14 protein-coding genes and 2 pseudogenes are annotated in these 19,530 nt (G+C 63.7%); 7 read left to right on the forward strand and 9 right to left on the reverse strand.

Annotated elements, in window-relative coordinates; translation table 11 throughout:
* A partial coding sequence (locus BV95_RS04380) for an HAD-IIB family hydrolase (protein WP_037447959.1) occupies positions 1 to 636 on the forward strand: 636 nt, incomplete at its 5' end.
* Positions 637 to 832: 196 nt separating this feature from the next.
* Here BV95_RS04380 and BV95_RS04385 read toward each other — a convergent pair.
* From BV95_RS04385 to BV95_RS04395, 3 genes and pseudogenes are all read right to left on the reverse strand, one after another.
* Positions 833 to 2,638 (reverse strand): annotated as a pseudogene (locus BV95_RS04385) (Tn3 family transposase); the annotation flags it as partial.
* 61 nt (positions 2,639 to 2,699) lie between these two features.
* Positions 2,700 to 3,260, reverse strand: a complete 561-nt coding sequence (locus tag BV95_RS04390; protein ID WP_004213255.1) for a recombinase family protein — start codon at positions 3,258 to 3,260, stop codon at positions 2,700 to 2,702.
* A gap of 170 nt (positions 3,261 to 3,430) precedes the next feature.
* The gene (locus BV95_RS04395) at positions 3,431 to 3,853 is read right to left on the reverse strand and encodes a MerR family transcriptional regulator (RefSeq protein ID WP_014072603.1); all 423 of its coding nucleotides are present in this window, start codon (positions 3,851 to 3,853) and stop codon (positions 3,431 to 3,433) included.
* A gap of 76 nt (positions 3,854 to 3,929) precedes the next feature.
* Between BV95_RS04395 and BV95_RS04400 the strand changes: the two genes are divergently transcribed.
* From BV95_RS04400 to BV95_RS04415, 4 genes are all read left to right on the forward strand, one after another.
* Positions 3,930 to 4,325, forward strand: coding sequence for a mercuric transporter MerT family protein (locus BV95_RS04400; protein ID WP_014072602.1), 396 nt, complete (start codon positions 3,930 to 3,932; stop codon positions 4,323 to 4,325).
* A 12-nt stretch (positions 4,326 to 4,337) separates the two neighbouring features.
* Positions 4,338 to 4,667 (forward strand): heavy-metal-associated domain-containing protein, encoded by a 330-nt coding sequence (locus tag BV95_RS22970; protein ID WP_004213249.1) that lies wholly within the window; start codon positions 4,338 to 4,340, stop codon positions 4,665 to 4,667.
* A gap of 79 nt (positions 4,668 to 4,746) precedes the next feature.
* Positions 4,747 to 6,123, forward strand: coding sequence for a mercury(II) reductase (gene merA, locus BV95_RS04410; RefSeq protein WP_021222959.1), 1,377 nt, complete (start codon positions 4,747 to 4,749; stop codon positions 6,121 to 6,123).
* Positions 6,124 to 6,214: 91 nt separating this feature from the next.
* A complete protein-coding gene (locus tag BV95_RS04415) occupies positions 6,215 to 9,184 on the forward strand; it encodes a Tn3 family transposase (protein ID WP_037447961.1) in 2,970 nt (989 codons plus the stop codon).
* 45 nt (positions 9,185 to 9,229) lie between these two features.
* Here BV95_RS04415 and BV95_RS04420 read toward each other — a convergent pair.
* Positions 9,230 to 10,336 (reverse strand): annotated as a pseudogene (locus BV95_RS04420) (DUF4158 domain-containing protein); the annotation flags it as partial.
* Between the two features lie 125 nt (positions 10,337 to 10,461).
* Between BV95_RS04420 and BV95_RS04425 the strand changes: the two are divergent.
* Both BV95_RS04425 and BV95_RS04430 read left to right on the forward strand, forming a co-directional pair.
* Positions 10,462 to 11,082, forward strand: a complete 621-nt coding sequence (locus tag BV95_RS04425) for a recombinase family protein (protein ID WP_008832583.1) — start codon at positions 10,462 to 10,464, stop codon at positions 11,080 to 11,082.
* Positions 11,079 to 11,609: a GNAT family N-acetyltransferase gene (locus tag BV95_RS04430; protein ID WP_037447962.1), complete on the forward strand. Its 531-nt coding sequence runs from the start codon at positions 11,079 to 11,081 to the stop codon at positions 11,607 to 11,609. Before BV95_RS04425 ends, BV95_RS04430 begins: the two co-directional genes overlap by 4 nt.
* 66 nt (positions 11,610 to 11,675) lie before the next feature.
* On the opposite strand, the gene BV95_RS04435 is transcribed toward BV95_RS04430, so the two are convergent.
* From BV95_RS04435 to BV95_RS04455, 5 genes are all read right to left on the reverse strand, one after another.
* Positions 11,676 to 12,938 carry a hypothetical protein gene (locus BV95_RS04435; protein WP_007683327.1) on the reverse strand — a complete coding sequence of 421 codons (1,263 nt, stop codon included), beginning with the start codon at positions 12,936 to 12,938 and terminating at the stop codon, positions 11,676 to 11,678.
* Positions 12,939 to 13,219: 281 nt separating this feature from the next.
* A complete protein-coding gene (locus tag BV95_RS04440) occupies positions 13,220 to 13,624 on the reverse strand; it encodes a copper-binding protein (protein WP_037447963.1) in 405 nt (134 codons plus the stop codon).
* A complete protein-coding gene (locus tag BV95_RS04445; protein ID WP_016746446.1) occupies positions 13,621 to 16,764 on the reverse strand; it encodes an efflux RND transporter permease subunit in 3,144 nt (1,047 codons plus the stop codon). The genes BV95_RS04440 and BV95_RS04445 overlap by 4 nt, the downstream gene beginning before the upstream one ends.
* Positions 16,761 to 18,251: an efflux RND transporter periplasmic adaptor subunit gene (locus tag BV95_RS04450; protein WP_007406384.1), complete on the reverse strand. Its 1,491-nt coding sequence runs from the start codon at positions 18,249 to 18,251 to the stop codon at positions 16,761 to 16,763. The genes BV95_RS04445 and BV95_RS04450 overlap by 4 nt, the downstream gene beginning before the upstream one ends.
* Positions 18,248 to 19,510, reverse strand: a complete 1,263-nt coding sequence (locus BV95_RS04455) for a TolC family protein (RefSeq protein WP_037447966.1) — start codon at positions 19,508 to 19,510, stop codon at positions 18,248 to 18,250. The genes BV95_RS04450 and BV95_RS04455 overlap by 4 nt, the downstream gene beginning before the upstream one ends.
* Between the last annotated feature and the right edge of the window lie 20 nt (positions 19,511 to 19,530).

The raw sequence follows: 19,530 nt of genomic DNA on the forward strand, positions 1-19,530 counted from the left end.
GTGATCTCGGGCGGGGACTGGCCGCAGTTCGAAAAGCAGATCGCCTCGCGCCTTCCTGCCGGCGTCGCGCTCGACCGTCTCTGGTTGATGCCGACCACAGGCACGAAACTCTATCGGTTCATCAATGGCGCTTGGCGCGCGGTCTATGCCGAACTGTTCGACGACGCGGAGAAGGCGAAGATCCGCACGGCCTTCGATCAGGCGCTGACCGATGCCGGTCTCGCCGACGAACGTATCTGGGGCGAACGGATCGAGGACCGGGGCAGCCAGATCACCTTTTCGGGCCTGGGGCAGGCAGCGCCGCTGAAGGAAAAGGAAGCGTGGGATCCTGACCGAAAGAAGAGGACCGCGTTGCAGGCCACGTTGCGCGCGAAGCTGCCGGAGCTCTCGATCAATCTCGGTGGCACGACATCGATCGACGTGACCAGAGCAGGGATCGACAAGGGCTATGGCCTGAAGCGCCTGAGTGCCGAGAGCGGTGTCCCGCTCGACGGGATGCTGTTCATTGGGGATGCGATATTCCCCGGTGGGAATGACTATCCCGCTGCTGAAATCGGCCTCGACACAGTGAGGGTGCGCGACGTCGCGGAAACCACCGCCGTCGTGACCGCCATCATCGCGTGTCTGCACCGATAGGATCAAGATACATGGTCGGCTCCATCGCGGAATGCCGCATTGTCAAAGCTCTGGCTTCTGTCGCTTAGGGCAGCGCTTCCTAAAACGAAAAGAAGGCAATGTGCGCGTCTCCGCGAACAAAGCCTCCAGCGATCAATCTAAGAGATTCCGCCGCGCTTCTCAATCGTAGGGGGCGTTTGCGGGAGGGGGCGGAATCCTACGCTAAGGATTTGGGCCAGCGATATTCCCCGGTTAGATTGATGTGTTCCCATCCCAACGGCGAGACGTGGGCGAGTAGATCAGGCGCGATATGGGTACCGCTGGCGGCCCGGGTATTGACGACCTCGCCGAGCTTCATGGTGTTCCAGAATATGATGATGGCGGCGAGCAGGTTCATTCCGGCGATGCGATAGTGCTGGCCTTCGCCGGATCGATCCCGGATTTCACCTCGGCGGTGGAAGCTGATGGCGCGCTTTAGGGCGTGGTGGGCCTCACCCTTGTTGAGGCCGATCTGAGCCTGGCGCTGGAGGCCGGCATCAAGAATCCAGTCGATCATGAACAGGGTTCGCTCGATGCGGCCCACCTCTCGCAATGCGAGGGCCAGCTCATTCTGGCGCGGGTAAGAGGCGAGCTTGCGAAGAATCTGGCTGGGGGCGACGATCCCCGCTGCGATCGTCGCCATGATGCGCAGGATGTCGGGCCAGTTGCGCTCGATGAGCGGTTCATTGATCTTACCTCCGACCAGCGCTCGCACATTGGCCGGCGTCGCGTTGGGCGTGAAGGCATAGAGTCTTTTCTGAGGGAGATCGCGGATACGGGGGGCGAACCTGTAGCCGAGCAAGGCGCAGGCGGCGAACACATGATCGGTGAAGCCGCCCGTGTCGGCAAAATGCTGGCGAACGCGGCGGCCCGCGTCATTCATGAGCAGCCCGTCCAGGATATAGGGAGCCTCGCTGACCGTTGCCGGGATCACCTGGGTTGCGAACGGCGCATATTGATCGGACACATGGCTGTATCCCTTGAGGCCCGGGACGTTGCCATATTTCGCGTTGATCAGATTCATCGCCTCGCCCTGCTCGGTAGCAAGGAAGAACTGCCCGTCGCTGGATGCCGATTGCCCTTGTCCCCAGAAGGCGGCCATGGGCAGGGCGGCGTGGGCCTCCACGATCATGGCGAGCGCCCGATCATAGGCGCTGCCTTCGACATGCCAGCGCGCGATCCGCAGCAATTCCCAGAAGCTGTGCGTGTTGGTCGCCGCCGCCATCTTGCGCAAACCGAGATTGACGCCTTCCGCCAGCAACACGTTCATCAGGCCGATCCGGTCGCTGCAGGGCGCGCCGGTGCGCAGATGCGTGAACGCCTCGGAAAATCCGGTTCGCTCATCGACTTCCAGCAACAGATCGGTGATCCTCGCGGGCGGGAGCTGTTGATAGAGATCGAGCACGAGATCCTCGGCCCCTTCGGGCGTGTCGGCCCTCAGCTTGTCGATGTGCAGCTTGCCGTTCTCGATGATGCCGCCTGGGATCGTGCCGGTTCGCGCCGCGCGGCCAAACTCCTTCAGCCGTGTATCCAGTCGAGCCCTGCGCTCGGCCAGCCCTTCGCCGGGTCGCAGCGGCACGGCGAGCCGCGCGGTCTGCTCTATCGCCTGTGGCGGGACCAGAAGCTGCTTGAGGTCGCCATAGCGGCGCGATCCCGCCAACCATATGTCACCGGACCGGAAGGCGTCGCGGATGTGGAACAGCACCGCGATTTCCCAAAGCCGGTGGTCGCCGCTGGGCTCAGCGCGAAGATGACGATGCCATTTCGAGTTGGGACGTAGAAAATCCACCGGCGGATCGACCTTGATCCCGTTACGCAGCATCGCAACGGCCGCCAGAAGAGGCGTGGCGATCGGCGCCGCCTGCATGTCGAGCAGGCGCAGCATCCTGGGCGCGTAGAGGCGGAAACGGTGATAGCCGTCCAGCACACGGCTGAGCGGGTCGGCCGCGAGCACGTTGGTCAGCGCGGAGGCCGTGGCGACAAGGCGTCACCTCAAGCTTTGTACGCTGAACAACGATTTTCCGGACATAATGTGAACATTGGTGTCAGGCAGCGGCGCGAAGGTACTGGTAGAGGGTTTCGCGGCTGATGCCCATGTCGCGCGCGATGGTCGCCTTGCGTTCACCGGCGGCAACGCGGCGGTGCAGATCGGCAATCATCTCATCCGAGAGCGACCGTTTCCGCCCCCGATAGGCGCCGCGCTGCCGAGCGATCGCAATGCCTTCGCGTTGCCGTTCGCGGATCAGGGCGCGCTCGAACTCAGCAAACGCACCCATGACCGAGAGCATCAGATTGGCCATCGGGGAGTCCTCCCCCGAGAAGGACAGGCTTTCCTTCTCAAACTCGATCCGGATACCTCGCTTGGTGAGGCCCTGGACCAGCTTGCGCAGGTCATCCAGATTGCGGGCCAACCGATCCATGCTGTGGACGACGACGGTATCGCCTTCGCGGGCGAAAGTGAGCAGAGCCTCAAGCTGGGGGCGGTTGACGTCCTTGCCCGATGCCTTGTCGGTGAAGGTCCGATCGAGCGACTGACCTTCCAATTGGCGATCCACATTCTGATCGAACGTGCTGACCCGGACATAGCCGATCCGTTGCCCCTTCACTGCGCACTCTCTCCATCAAAATGTCAGGTTGAAATCTATGATACGCAACGACATTCGTCAACAAATTCCGTTTAGTACCCTAATCTGACAGAAACCGCGGTAGCGCCCTGACGTCCGGTTAGGCTATACTCCAAGCTGACATCACAAAATCAAATCCCTCAAAGATGGCGTCAATTGCCTTGATGGGGTAAAAACTGGAGTGCTTCCAGGATGGGACATTCGGCAACGTCATCTCCAGTGCATCTGGCTAACGTGGTCGCCAGCGTCACCTCTATCTTCTGCAAATCTGCAATGCGGCGGCGGACATCTTCAAGGTGGAGTTCGGTTCTCGCCATAACCTCCGCGCAGGTTTGTGCACCGGTATCGGTGAGCGACAACAATGACCGTATCTCATCCATTGCATAGCCAAGGTCGCGCGCGCGCAGGATGAACTGCAACCTTTGCACCAGTTCCGGCGAATAGACGCGGTAGCCGTTGGAACTGCGAGGCGGCCCCGGCAGCAATCCCACCTTCTCGTAATAGCGGATGGTTTCGAGATTGCAGCCTGTTTTCCGGGCAAGCTGGGCACGCAAGATGCCGACCTGTTGCTCCATGAAAATACCTCTTGAGTCTGTAGTGGCTACAGAGCCTACACTGCGAATCACTCAGTTGGAACAAGGGATTCAAGCCATGGTCTCAACGCCGGAAGCGGGACAGCCAGCCCTCACCGAAAACCACGAGCCGAAGCAGGCAAACTGGGTTGCGGCGGGCGCATTGATCGGCGCGGGGCTCGCCTCGGCTTGCTGCGTCGTCCCGCTACTGTTGGTTATGCTCGGAATTTCCGGCGCGTGGATCGCCAACCTGACGGCGCTCGAACCTTACAAGCCCTATGTCGCAGGCGTAACGCTCGCGCTGCTCGGCTACGGCTTCTGGCATGTCTATTTCAAGCCGAAACCGCCCTGTGAAGACGGTTCCTACTGCGCTCGTCCACAATCGGCTTGGACCACCAAGGCGGTGCTGTGGCTGGGCCTTGCCGTCGCCATCCTGGCGCTCACCATCGACTGGTGGGCACCCTGGTTCTATTGAAAGGAAATACCCATGAAAAAGACAGTATGTATCGCTATGGCCGTGCTGGCTATGGCTGGCGGCGGGGTCGCCTATGCAGTTAGTGGCACGGCGCAAGATCGCCCCGCGGCTACCGCAACCGCTCAGAAGCAAACCACCTTTGCCATAGAGAACATGACCTGCGCCACCTGCCCGATCACCGTGAAGAAGGCGATGGAAGGCGTCGCCGGGGTAACGGCGGTCACGGTCGATTTCGCAGCCAAGACCGCGCGCGCAACCTATAACCCGCGCCGCACCAATGCTGCTGCGATTGCCGCTGCATCAACCAACGCGGGTTATCCGGCGCGCGCTATTCAAAACTGAGCGGGGCGCCGCCAGCGCCTCAAGAAAGCGATAAGCAATGAACGACTGTTGCAACCGCCCCGGGCAGGAAGGATTTGACGTGGCCGTCATCGGCGCGGGTTCTGCCGGGTTCTCCGCCGCGATCGCCGCTGCCGATCTGGGCGCGAAAGTGGCGCTCGTCGGTCACGGCACGATTGGCGGCACCTGTGTCAATGTTGGCTGCGTTCCTTCCAAGACGCTGATCCGCGCCGCCGAAGCGGTGCATGGTGGGCTTGCCGCCGCGCGCTTTCCCGGCCTTGGGGGCGCTGTCCAGATGGATGACTGGTCCGTATTGGCGGCGTCGAAGGACGATCTTGTCACGACGCTGCGCCAAAAAAAATATGTCGATCTGCTGCCCGCCTATGACGGTGTGAGCTATATCGAGGGCAAGGCACGCTTTGCCGATGGTGCGCTGATTGTCGGCGATGCGCCTATGAAGGTCGGCAAGGTCATATTGGCGATGGGTGCGCACGCCGCCGTGCCGCCGATTCCGGGGATGGACAGCGTGCCCTACCTAACCAGCACATCGGCGCTGGCGCTGGATCGCTTGCCCAAATCGCTGCTGGTGATCGGTGGCGGGGTGATCGGGGTAGAACTGGGACAGATGTTTTCGCGTCTGGGCGTTGATGTCACCATCTGCTGCCGAAGCCGCCTGCTCCCCGAAATGGACCCGGAAGTGAGTGCCGCGCTGAAAAACTATTTGGAAGCCGAGGGCGTGCGGGTTTGCGCAGGTGTCGGCTATCAGCGTATCGCCCAAACACAGAGCGGGGTCGAATTGACCTGCGAGGGGCATTGTGACACCGTCGCGGCGGAACAGGTGCTCATCGCCACCGGACGCCGACCCAATAGCGACGGGCTTGGGCTGGAGGAGCGCGGCATAGTGCTTGCCCGTAATGGTGGAATCGTCGTCGATGACCACCTCGAAACGTCGGTTCCAGGCATTTACGCGGCGGGCGATGTAACGGGACGGGACCAGTTCGTCTACATGGCCGCCTATGGCGCAAAACTGGCCGCGCGCAACGCGGTGACGGGCAACCAATACCGCTACGACAATTCCTCCATGCCATCCGTCGTCTTCACCGACCCGCAAGTCGCCAGCGCCGGCCTCACTGAAACGACAGCACGGGCGCAAGGCCTGGACATCAAGGTTTCGCTGCTCCCGCTCGATGCTGTGCCAAGGGCACTGGCAGCACGCGATACGCGGGGTCTCATCAAACTGATTGCCGACAAGGCGAACGACCGTTTGCTGGGCGGCCAGATCATGGCACCCGAAGGCGCGGATTCGATCCAGACACTGGTGCTGGCGATCAAACACGGCATGACCACCCTGGAATTGGGTGCAACGATATTTCCTTACCTGACCACTGTGGAAGGCCTCAAACTGGCGGCCCAAACGTTTGATAAGGATGTCGCCAAACTGTCTTGCTGCGCCGGGTGATTGCTCGGGGATCAACCGGCAACGAATGGCCTCCCTCCAGTGCAAGCCGCTTTGGTGTCAATTTTGTTATTCGCCTCAGCGGGAGAGCAAAATGGCACGACGCCGACTTCTGACCGGAGACGAGCGCCGGCGCCTGTTCGATCCTCCTGTCCAAGAAACCGCGATCATTGGGCATTATACCCTTTCTGCGGAAGATGTTGAATTGGTTGGGCGCCGCTATGGTCCAGCAAATCGCCTCGGTCTGGCTGCACAAATCGCTTTGATGCGACATCCCGGCTTTGGTCTGCAACCCGAGATCGGGCTTCCCGACGTCATTCTTCAGTACCTCGCGGCACAGTTATTCGTCGATCCTTCCTCCTTCTCTGCATATGGTCAGCGCGCGCAAACCCGTACCGATCATGCCGATCTCGTGGCGCGTTATCTTGGCATACGCCCGTTTCGACGCGGCGACCTGGCACTTGCCCTGAATCTTGCCGCGCAAGCCGCCGAGTATACAGACAGAGGTGAACCGATTGTTCGCGCCCTCATGGTTGGCCTGAAGGGTGAGCGGTTCATTCTTCCGTCAGGCGACACACTGGAACGCGCCGGTCTTGCTGGCCGGGCACGCGCACGCAAAGCTGGCGCAGCCGCAATCGTCGAAGGCCTCAGCTCTGCTGAACTGACACGGCTAGACGAACTCGTAATCAACAACCCGGATTTCGGCATGACACCGCTGGCGTGGTTGCGTAATTTCGAAGAAGCCCCGACTGCGGCCAATATCAATGGCTTGCTTGAGCGCCTGCGCTATGTTCGCGGCATAGGTATCCACCCGGTAGTTGGGGGCGCCATTCCGGAATTCCGCTTTGCCCAATTTGTCCGCGAGGGCGGCGTGGCACCGGCATTCCTGCTTTCGGATTACAGCGTCAATCGCAGGCGGGCGACGTTGACGGCCGCAGTGATCGACCTTGAGGCCAGACTTGCCGATGCCGCGATCCAAATGTTTGACCGACTTATCGGCGGCATGTTCACGCGCGCGCGGCGTGGGCGCGAGCGTCGCTACCAAGATAGTATTCAGTCGGTGGGGCAACTCATGCGGCTGTTTGGCGCCACGATTACAGCACTTGATGAGGCTGTCCAGAATGGCGGCGATCCGCTCGAATTGATTGACGAAGCGGTGGGCTGGCACCGGCTTGTTGCGGCAAAGGCCCAAGTAGATGCCCTTGCTGATCTTGCCGGCGAGGACGCACTGGTAACGGCAACCGAGCGTTACGCCACGCTACGGCGTTTCAGCCCGGCATTTCTGGACGCCTTCACCTTCAAGGCGTCTGGAACAGGGACGGCACTGATCAAAGCCATCGATGTCATTCGCGATGCGAACACACGAAAGTCGCGCGACCTTCCCGATGGCGTTCCACTGCCATTCCCCAATCGGCAGTGGAAGCGTCTCATCACCGAAAGCGGCCGTATCGACCGCCGACGTTATGAAATTGCGATCATGGCAACCTTGCGTGATCGTTTGCGCGCCGGTGATGTATGGATCGAGGGAACCCGCAACTATCAGCGCTTCGATGCCTATTTGCTGGGTCGGCGCGACGCCGCCAAAGTGGCGGATGTGCTTCCGTTCGATTCAAATGCTGCATCCTACCTCGCTGACCGGGCACGAAATCTTGACTGGCGGCTGCGCCGATTTGCCAAGCAGTTGAAAACAAACAAGCTTGAGGGAGTGTCGCTCGAACGAGACCGGCTCAAGCTTCAGCAAATGCCGCCTGTCACCCCACCGGAAGCTGAAGCCCTCGATCGCAAGCTCGATACCCTGCTTCCCCGCGTGCGCATCACCGAGCTGCTGCTTGAAGTCGCCGAACGCACTGGTTTTTTGAACGCATTCCGTGACCTGCGCTCAGGCAAGGAGCACGACAACCCCAGCACGGTACTCGCCGCAATTCTGGCTGATGGCACCAACCTCGGGCTGGAGCGGATGGCCAATGCCAGCGAAGGCGTCAGCTATGCCCAACTCGCATGGACCCACAACTGGTATCTTTCACCCGAGAACTATCAGGCCGCGCTGGCCATGATCATCTCAGCCCATCACGAATTACCCTTCGCGCGGCATTGGGGCGCTGGCACCAGTTCGTCGTCCGATGGCCAGTTCTTCCGGTCGGGGCGGAGCCGTTCAGGGGCGGCGGACGTCAATGCCAAATATGGCGCCGAACCTGGCGTGAAAATCTATTCTCACCTTTCCGATCACTTCGCATCATTCGGATCACGGATCATGTCCGCGACGGCAGGTGAAGCGCCTTACGTGCTCGACGGGCTTGTCCTGGGCGCCGGCAACCTTCCGTTGCATGAGCACTATACCGATACCGGCGGCGCCACCGATCATGTTTTCGCACTCTGCCACCTACTCGGGTTCCGCTTCGCGCCACGGCTGCGCGATATTGGCGACCGCAAGCTGGGTTCGATCGCTGCGCCATCGACATACAAGGGCATCGAAAGTCTGATGGGCCGCACCATCAAAACGGCAGCGATCGAGGCCGATTGGGATGACATCGTCAGGATTGTCGCCTCAATCAAGGATGGCACGGTGGCGCCGTCAGTAATCTTGCGAAAACTTGCCGCCTACAAACGCCAGAACAGGCTGGATTTTGCATTGGCTGAACTGGGCCGTATCGAGCGCACTTTGTTCACGCTCGATTGGCTTGAACAACCGGAACTGCGACGTGCCTGTCAGGCCGGTCTCAACAAAGGCGAGGCGAGGCACACGCTTGCCGCCGCCATCTATACCAACCGGCAGGGTCGGTTCACCGATCGCTCGCTGGAAAATCAGGAATTTCGCGCATCTGGGCTGAACCTGCTGATTGCGGCGATTTCCTACTGGAACACGGTCTATCTCGACCGGGCCGCCCAGCACCTCAACGCTGTCGGCACGACGTTCGATGCGGCACTGCTTGCGCACCTTTCTCCGATGGGCTGGGCGCACATCAGTCTGACCGGCGATTACCTCTGGGAGCAGGCCAGGCGACTTCCAGCAGGTGAATTCCACCCACTCAACGAGCCAATGGCGCGGTTGAAGCGTGTAGCGTAGCCCATGTTCCGCTTATGTCCGAGAAATCGTTGTCTGGCGAACAAACCTTGAGGTGACGCCGACAAGGGTTCTGAACCGTTCCCAGCCAGGCCCGGTGGCGATTATCCCGTCCAGGGCCGTGCCATCGTCCTGCGCTCCAAGCAAAGCACCACCGATTTCGGCAAAGGACTTCAGCGTGTCCCGAACGGCCGCCTTTTCGTCGGCGATCCTGGTGTTGCAAAGGCGTTCGGAGGCCCGATAGAGACGGCCTACGATGCGATCGTGGGTCTCCACGATGACATCGGCCAGCGATGACCGCCATTCCAGGGTGCAGACAGCGAGGATCGCAAGCCGCCTGTCTTCGGGCAGATCACGCATGCCGTCGGCGTAATAGCGCTCGCCCTGCCGGCGAAGCCGGGTCACACGATGCGCCGGCACGCCGTCCAGCAAATCCGCCGGAAGATCGAACCTTTGAAGATATTCCAGTCGATCCATCAGCCGGTTAGCGGCTGCTGAATTTGCGCCAACCTCGAACTGTCGCAGCCATACGAAGCGCGTGACGCGACCATCCACCGTATCCTCCAACAGGTGAGCCAAATTCTCGCTCAGGGTTGGCGTGATGCGATGGGCGATAAGATCCTCGATCCGGCGCTCGGCCTCAACCAGCGCATCGGCGCAAAGGCGCTCGATCGTCGAGGAGCCGGGAAGGATCGTGCGGGTGCGGCGACACTCCGCAACGAAGCGACGGGCAAGATCCTCATTCGATGTCGCCGCCTCGGCTTCCCGAGCGATCCATTCGCGCAAATCCCGTGCGCCCCGCCCCGAAAAGGAGCGATAGCCGTAGATTCGGCGAAGGTCCGCCAGATGCTCGTGCCGGGTCTCCTCGCGCGCGGCATAGAGGAGTAGATCGTCGCTGGTCAGGCCGAGCTGGGCCGCGATGAAATCCGATACCTGCGCCGGGATCAACTCGCCAGGAGCGAGCACCCGGCCCGGGTAGCGCAGGACGCACAGTTGCAGCGCGAAGCCAAAACGATTGTGGGCGCGCCGGCGCTGGCGGATATGCCCGAGATCCTCATCGCTGAGGGTATAGTGCCGCAGCAGCTCACCTTGATCGACCGGCAAGTGAAGCAGCGCCTCGCGCTGTCGATCGGTCAGGGTCACGCGACGCGGCATACATGCTCCTTATTCTTTCCGAGCTACGGTTTGAGATAGCTTGATTGAGATGCTGGTTAAGATACACAATAGCCCAATCTTATGTGCTCATGTTCGTCACCGCCTCAAACCTTCGTTTGTGATCCATGCTGATCGGCTACGCCCGCGTGTCCAAAGCCGACGGCTCGCAGTCGCTCGACCTGCAGCACGATGCCCTTCGCGCTGCCGGTGTCGAGCCAGGCAATATCTATGATGATCGTGCATCCGGTAGCCGTGATGATCGCCCCGGTCTTGCCGCCTGCCTGAAATCGTTGCGCGACGGCGATGTCCTCATCGTTTGGAAGCTCGACCGGCTCGGCCGAACGCTCACCCACCTGGTCAGCACGGTGCAGAATCTGTCGGATCGCGGTATCGGTCTGCGGGTGCTCACCGGCAAGGGCGCGCAGATCGACACCACGACGCCATCGGGCCGGATGGTGTTCGGCATTTTTGCCACACTGGCGGAGTTTGAGCGGGATATGATCCGCGAGCGCACCATGGCTGGCCTGGCCGCTGCCCGCGCGCGGGGACGCAAGGGTGGCCGCAAGTTCGCCCTCTCCAAGGCCCAGGTGCGGCTCGCTCAGGCTGCTATGGCCCAACGCGACACGTCCGTTTCCGACCTCTGCAAGGAACTCGGGATCGAGCGCGTCACTCTCTACCGCTATGTCGGTCCCAACGGGGAACTCCGGGATTACGGTCAGCGCGTGCTTGCTGCCAAAACGCGATGATGATGACGGGAGCCCCGATCAAACTTACCCAAGCGGACGCCGCAGACGTTGCAGACCTGTACAACCGTTGCAGCGACTATTTCCTGTTGCAGGACGGGGCCGCGCCCACGCTGGACGATGCTCGCGAGCTTTTCTCCGATGTGCCGCCCGAAAAGAGCGCCCACAATCAAGCTGTCCTGGGATGGAAGGGGCCTGGCGGCCTATATGCAATCGCGGCCATCCTCCGCGATTATCCGCGTGATGGCACATGGTATCTCGGCTTCATGATCGTAGATGCCGCACAGCGTGGTCGTGGCGTCGGACGCTCAATTTACTCGACGGTCGAAAGCTGGGCCGCTGCGAGAGGTGCCACAGAGATTCGGTTGGCCGTGCTGGAAGCGAATGAAGCGGCAGAGCGATTTTGGCGTTCTCTCGGCTTCATTGAGTATCGGCGCGTTGGGCCAGACACCTTCAAAATGCGTAGCCATCACCGGATAGAACTGAGCCGTCGCCTTTCTGGCGCGACCGTAGAAGGCAGCAACAAGTAAGATCTCGCGCCGGCTATCTGGGCGAGCTTGGCGTAGGATTCCGCCCCCTCCCGCAAACGCCCCCTTTCAGGGAAGGGGGCTTGAGATCGCCTTGATGGCCTTCAATCCCGTTCCAAAACGAGCGATCGCGTCCCTGTTTCTCTCCAGCTCGCCATAGGGCAGATAGGCGAAGTCGAGATCGGCAATACGGCTGAAAGCCGGGCGACGGAGTTGCGCGCGAACGTCCTGCTCGCGCGCATTCGGTGCGACCAGGAATAGCCCGGCGGCAGCGTGCAGATCGCTCCCCGACAGCGCCAGATCGAGCATGCGCACGATCCCCGAGTAGATCGAGGTCGAATGTTCAACCTCGAACGCGGCGGCGACGCCGTCGCCACCCTTCGCCAGCCACAACACGTCGATGAGGCGGATCGAGTCCGCTCCGGGAGAGGTCGCAATGGCGTCTGGAAGGCGCTCGAGGCATCCCTGTCCAAGCGGGCAGCCAGCGTGAAGTCGACCGCGGTCATTGGCGGCGATCCACACATCGTAACCGAGGGCATGGCCGAGGTCGCGCAGCCAGGCCTGGATTTCGGCGTGCGTGCGATCGGTTTCGCCCTGCGCGGCGGCTGTCTTGTCGAGCCGGCTTGCCTCCGCTCTGGCATGTTCCAATCTGCCGAGCCAGTCGTCGGCCGCCGTTGCGTCATCCTCCAGCGGTGGCGCGGGATAGCGGCCCGAGCCAATGTCGAACAACAGTCCGCCGATCGCGCCGAGATCGTTGGAGAGCAACTCGCGGTAACGGTCGTTGAGGTCGAGGATGCCGGCGCGCATGGCGAGAAAATGATCCCATGACCCGAGCTTCACCTTGGCGCCGGTGACGGCATTGTAGCCCTTGACGATCGCGGTATTGAAGGGCGGCACCAGCGTCGGGTGAAGGAAATAGAGCAGGTTGGCCGCCGCCGGCCCCAGCCCCTTGATCTTGAGCGCGTCTATGCTGCGGATGTGGCTGATGATCTCCTCGGCGGTATCGCAGCACGAGCAATTGTCGAGCAGGCGACCGAACGCCCGCTGGTTGTCCGGGCTTTCGTAGATGTCTGGAATGCGCAGCTTGGGCTTCCACAGCCAGGCATGGTCGGCGCCCTTGAAGATCTGCCGCTGTTCGGCGATCGAGTGGACAACCGTTTCCAGTGACGAGCCGCGATAGGCGACGCCGAACCGCCCACTTTCGATTTCTGCGACCACCTGCTGCAGCCCGCGACGGATGGAGCGGAAGTTTTTCAGCCGTTCGTCCCACAGAAACCAGGAGCGATAGGTGGCGCCGGGATCGTCTCGCCAACGACGGACAAGCTCGCTCACGAGATCATGATGTGTCGCGGGTAACAAGGTCATACTGGCTGGGTCATCTAAACTGGGCTCCTTGCCGTTCAGGCTATCGCGAGCAAGGGCGGCTTGCACGTTCAATGTGCGATCCGCGAAGCGTGCTCAAATTGTCGGTGATCGCGCAGGGAAACGCCGCTGGCATTGGGCGTTGCCGGTCGCAACCGTCGACCGGGCGCACAGCCAGGCAGACGGCCGGCACGGGCGTCGCCGCCCGGGAGCGGCGACGCAACCAGCTTTTTCCGGTCGAACTTAGCGGATCACTGCTTTGCGATCGCGGTGACCTCGCCATCGCTGCCCTTGAGCGAGAGGTCGAAATCGACCTTGTCGCCGACCTTGACCGCATCGGTGATCGACGGCGCGGCCTTGAACGCCATCGTCATCGCGGGCCACTTGGCCTCCGGGATCGGACCATGATCGAGCGTGATCGTGCCTGCCGCCTTGTCGATCGCGGTGACGGTGCCATGGCCCTTGGCCTTGATCGCGGCGTTCGCGTCAGGCGCCATCGACATGTTGCCCATGTCGCCGCTCATGGTCGCGGCGGGCGGCGCCTCGTTGGTCTCAGTCGCAACGGGGGCCTCCGCCTTCTTGCCGCACGCGGCAGTCAGGGCGGCGAGGCCGAGGGCAATGGTCAGTCGTGCATGGTTCATCGTCTTCTCCTTCATGATGAAACGGGTTGAGGGATGGGATCGGTCTTGGGCCGGCGCAACAGCAGATAGGCGGCGGGCAGGACGAACATTGAGAGCAAGGGCGCGGTCAGCATGCCGCCGATCATCGGCGCGGCAATCCGGCTCATGACCTCCGAACCCGCGCCTGATCCCAGCAGGATCGGCAGCAGGCCGGCCAGGATCACCGCCACCGTCATCGCCTTGGGACGGACGCGCAGCAGCGCGCCTTCGCGCACGGCGGCCTCGACTTCGGCGGCGTCCGGATTTGCGGTGTGCTCCGCCAGCGCGTTCTTGAGATAGATCAGCATCACCACCCCGAACTCGGCGGAGATGCCGGCGAGCGCGATGAACCCGACCCCGGTGGCAACCGACTGGTTGAACCCCAGCAGATAGAGCGTCCAGATGCCGCCGGTCAGCGCGAACGGCAGCGTGCCCATGATCAGCGCAGCCTCGTCGAAGCGGCCGAAGATCAGGTAGAGCAGCACGAAGATGATCAGCAGCGTCGCGGGCACGACCAGCTTCAACCGGTCGACTGCGCGCTCGAGATATTCGAACTGGCCCGAATAGGCGATGCTGACCCCCGGCGAGAGCCGAACCTGTCTCGCCACCGCGCGTTGCAGATCGCCAACCACCGAGGCGAGATCGCGCCCGCGCACATCGACATAGACCCAGGTCGAGGGCCGGGCATTCTCGGTCTTGAGCATCGGCGGCCCTTCGGCGATCGTGACATTGGCGACCGTGCCGAGGGTGATCTGCTGGCCCGCGGGCGTCAGGATCGGTAGCCCCCGCAGCCCGTCGAGGCTGTCGCGCAATTCGCGCGGATAGCGCACGCTGATCGGGTAGCGGGCGAGGCCCTCGACCGTCTCGCCGATCGTCTCGCCGCCGATCGCGCCGGAGACGATGGCCTGGACGTCGGCGATGTTGAGCCCGAACCGCGCGGCGGCGGCGCGGTCTATGTCGACATCGACATAGCGTCCGCCGGTCAGCCGCTCGGCGAGCGCCGAGCTGACGCCGGGCACGCTCCTGGCCACGGTCTCGACATCATGCGCGATGCGGTCGAGCTCGGCGAGGTCACTGCCCGACACCTTGACCCCGATCGGGCTCTTGATGCCCGTCGCGAGCATGTCGATGCGGTTGCGGATCGGCGGCACCCAGATATTGGCGAGACCCGGAAGCTTCACCCGGCGATCGAGCTCGTCGACAAGGCGTTCGGGCGTCATGCCCGACCGCCACTGGTCGCGGGGCTTGAATTGGATCGTCGTCTCGAACATTTCGAGCGGCGCGGGATCGGTCGCGGTCTCGGCGCGGCCGGCCTTGCCGAACACGCTTTCGACTTCGGGCACGGTCTTGATCAGGCGGTCGGTCTGCTGGAGCAGCTCACTCGCCTTGGCGGCCGAGAGGCCCGGCAGCGCCGAGGGCATGTAGAGCAGGTCGCCCTCGTCGAGATTGGGCATGAACTCGCCGCCGAGCCGGCTGAGCGGCCAGGCCGTGGTGGCGAACACCAGAGCCGCGATCAGCAGCACTGCCTTGGGCCGCTTCATCGTCCAGTCGATCGCGGGCCGGTAGATATTGGTGAGCCAGCGATTGACCGGATTGGCCTGCTCGGCCGGAATGCGGCCCCGGATCAGCCAGCCCATCAGGATCGGCACCAGGGTCACCGACAGGATCGCGGCCGCGCCCATCGCATAGGTCTTGGTGAAGGCGAGCGGCGCGAACAGCCGGCCTTCCTGCGCCTCCAGGGTGAAGACCGGAATGAACGACAGCGTGATGATCAGCAGGCTGAAGAACAGCGCCGGCCCGACCTCGGCCGCCGCCTCGGTGACGACGATCCAGCGCATCTCGCCATCGAGATGTCTGTCCGGGTGATCCTGCTCCCAGCGTTCGATCCTCTTGTGGGCGTTCTCGATCATGACGACCGCCGCATCCACCATCGCGCCGATGGCGATGGCGATGCCGCCCAGCGACATGATGTTGGCGTTCACCCCCTGGAACCGCATTACGACGAACGCGGCCAGCACACCGAGCGGCAAGGTCAGGATCGCGACCAGCGCCGAGCGGACGTGCCAGAGGAACAGGGCGCAGACCAATGCGACGACGATGAACTCCTCGACCAGCTTGCGGGTGAGGTTCTCGACCGCGCGATCGATCAGCTGCGAGCGGTCATAGACCGTGACCACCTCGACGCCCGGCGGCAGGCTTTTCCTGAGATCGGCGAGCTTGTCCTTGACCGCCGCGATGGTCTCACGGGCGTTCTTGCCTGACCGAAGAATAACGACGCCGCCGGCGACCTCGCCTTCGCCGTTCAGTTCGGCGATGCCGCGCCGCATCTCGGGGCCGACCTGGATCGTGGCGACATCGCCGAGCCGGACGGGCACGCCGCCCGCCGCAGTCTTGAGCGGGATTGCCCGGAAATCGTCGAGCGTTTTCAGATAGCCCGAGGCGCGGACCATATATTCGGCCTCGGCCATTTCCAGCACCGAGCCGCCGGCTTCCTGATTGGCTTGGCTGATCGCCTGCACTGCCTGGGCGTGGGTTACGCCGTAGGCCGCGAGCTTCACCGGATCGAGCAGCACCTGGTACTGCTTGACCATGCCGCCGATGCTGGCGACTTCGGCCACACCGGTCACGGTCTTCAGCTCGTAGCGCAGGAACCAGTCCTGCAACCCGCGAAGCTGCGAGAGATCGTGCCGGCCGGTGCGGTCGACCAGCGCATATTCATAGACCCAGCCGACCCCGGTCGCGTCCGGCCCGAGCGCGCTGCGGGCGCTGGCCGGCAACCGACCCTGGACCTGGTTGAGATATTCGAGCACGCGGCTGCGCGCCCAGTAGAGATCGGTGCCGTCCTCGAAGATCACATAGACGAAGCTGTCGCCGAAGAAGGAATAGCCGCGCACCGTCTTGGCGCCGGGCACCGACAGCATGGTGGTGGTGAGCGGATAGGTGATCTGGTTCTCGACGATCTGCGGCGCCTGACCCGGATAGGAAGTGCGGATCACGACCTGCACGTCGGAAAGATCGGGCAGCGCGTCGATCGGGGTCGAGCGCACCGCCCACAGGCCCGCGCCGACCAGCGCGAGCATGCCGAGCACGACGAAGAAGCGGTTCCTCACCGACCAGCGGATGAGATGGGCGATCACTGGCCCGCCACCTTCGCCATATGCCGCAGCGTCGGTCCCGCCGGGGGCCGGTCGAACCCGAACCGGACCCGGTCACCCGCCTTGAAGCCGCGCGCGATGCCCGGATTGGCGAGCGCGAAGGTCATCGTCATCGCCGGCCAGTCGAGCGCGGGAACGGGCTCGTGGCTGAGCGTCACCGAATTGGCCGTGATCCGCTCGATCTTGCCCGTCGTCTCGTACAGCGTGGCTTTCGACGCCGGCGCGGCGATGGTCGCCGATGCCGCACCGCCGCCGATCGGCCGCGCCTCGATTCCCGACAGGCTCGCCTCGGAATCGATCAGGAACTGCCCCGAGACGACGACGTTCTCGCCGGGCGACAGGCCGGCAAGGATCTCGGTCTCGCCGCCTGCCTCGCGGCCGATGCGGACCTCGGCGGGATGATAGCGCCCGTCGCCTGCGGCCAGCATGACGAGCGTGCGCCTGCCCGTGCGGATCACCGCTTCGCTCGGCACCAGCAGCGCCGGCTTGGCATCGCCGCCAAGCGCGACGCTGGCGAACATGCCCGGCCGCAACCGGCCGTCCCGGTTGGGCAGCTCGATCCGCACGGTGAGCGTGCGGCTGTCGGCCTGCGTGGTCGGCAGGATCGCGATCACCCGGCCGGCGAAGCGCTCGCCGGGGAAGCCCGCCAGCGTGGTGCTGGCATTCTGGCCGACCCGGACATCGCCCGCGCGCGCTTCGGGCACCGCGGCATTGAGCCAGACGGTGCCGAGCCCGCTTACCTGGGCGAGCGTCTGGCCCATGGCGAGCGTCACGCCGGCACGGGCGTCGAGCGTCTGGATCGTGCCCGAGATCGGCGTCGTGATCGTCACCACGCCGTTCGGGCGTCCGCTCCGCTCGACGCTGGCGATGAGGCCGTCGGACATGCCCATCAGCCGCAGTCGCTGGCGCGCGGCCGCGGTGAGGTCGGGCTTGCCGAGCCGCCTGACGCTCAGATATTCGGTCTGCGCGCCGCCCCATTCGGGCAGGAGCAGGTCCGCGATCGGCGCGCCGGCGCGGACCACGTCCCCGGGCGCTCGCGCATAGACGCGGCTCACGAACCCGCCCGAACGCGCCTGGATGACGGCGACGTCGCGCTGGTTGAAGTCGATCGTGCCGGTGACCTCGAGGGCCGAGGCAAGGCTGCCCATCTTCGCCGCGACGACCCGCAATCCCAGGCTCTGCCGCGCGGCGGGATCGACGGCGACCGTGGGGGCCGCGCCGGCGCTTCCTCCGTCCGCGTATCGCGGCACGAGCTGCATATCCATGAAGGGCGACTTGCCGGGCTTGTCGAACTTCTGGTTGGGGAACATCGGATCGTACCAGTAAAGGACTTTGCCTGCCCCGGCGGGCGTGGTCGCCTCCGATTGCGGTGCCTGGCGATGGCCAGCCCAATAGCCTGTGCCGCCGGCCAGCAGCGCGACAGCCAGGATCGATGCGCCCCAGCGCAGCGCGGATTTATCGAGCGTCATGGCCGCTCCTCCCCATAGGTGATAGTGATGCGGACCGCGTCGCGCGCGACGTCGGCTTCGCGGTTGAGCGCCTCGACCTCGGCCTCCGCGAGCCCGAGCGTCGTGAGCAGCGCGGCGCCAAGGTCGAGCTTGCCGGCGCCATAGCTGTCGCGGTCGAGGTCGGCGCGGTGCCTGGCGAGTGGCACCAGCGTCTCGCGGGCATTGCGCAACCGGGAGAGATGCATGGCATGGTCTGCGAGATCGGCGTCGAGCTGCGCCACCAGCTCGCGGCGGATCGCCTCGCGGTCGAACCGACCCCCTTGCGCAAGGCTCTCGCTTGCAGCGATCCTGGGGTTCTGGCGCTTGCCGGCGAACAGCGGCAGGTCGATCGACACGCCGACCGAGGCCATGTCGCCGTACATGGGATCGCGCCGGCCATAGGTGACGCCGACCTTCCAGTCGGGGCGCTTGTCGGCGCGCGCGAGACGCACGTCCGCTTCGGCGACTGCGATCCGCGCGTCCTGCGCGCGCAGGGCGGGAAGCGCATCGATCCCGGCCCGCAGCCGGATCGGATCGACATCGAGCATCGGCGGGTCGCCCGTCGCCTGCGGGTCGGGGTCGCCGGTATAGCGCGCGAGCCGGGCCCGCGCCTGCGCCACCACCGCAGCCATCTCGGCGCGGCGATCGGCGATGGCGGCGCGGAGCTGGTCGGGCTCGAGCGCCTGGCTCGGGCGCGCGCTGCCCGACGCCAGGCGTGCGGTCACGGTCTTCTGCAGGTCGTCGAGGCTGGCATCGAGCAGGTCGAGCTGCCGGAGCCGGCGTTCTCCATAATAGAGATCGACCCAGGCGAGGGCGGTCTCGAGCCGCACGTTGCGGCCTTCGACCAGCTCGCCCGCCTCGGCGATACCGATATCGGCCGCGGCGCGCGCGGCGCGTGCATGGCGCTTGGCGAGATTGGGGAAGGTCTGGCTGAACCCGATCGTCGCCATAGTGAAATCGTCGCGCGTGAAGCTGCCGGCATTGGGGCCGCTCACCGGGAAGTTCTGCAGGCCCAGGTCGAGCGTCGGATCGGGCAGGCGATCGGCCGCGACCGCCGAAGAGCGGGCGCCGGCTGTCGCCGCCGCGCGCGCCTTGAGGCTTGGCGCGTTGGCGGCAGCGAGCCTCACTGCCTGCTCGTAGGTGAGCGGGCCGGCCGACACCGGCACGGCCCAGGCGCTCGCAAGCGTCGCACCGATAGAGAGCAACAGGCGTCGCACAGCGCGCCTCGGCATCATGATCATGGATATCATCCCCTCATGAC

Origin of the sequence: Sphingobium chlorophenolicum, assembly GCF_000722875.1 — a bacterium.
GTDB classification, from domain to species: domain Bacteria; phylum Pseudomonadota; class Alphaproteobacteria; order Sphingomonadales; family Sphingomonadaceae; genus Sphingobium; species Sphingobium chlorophenolicum.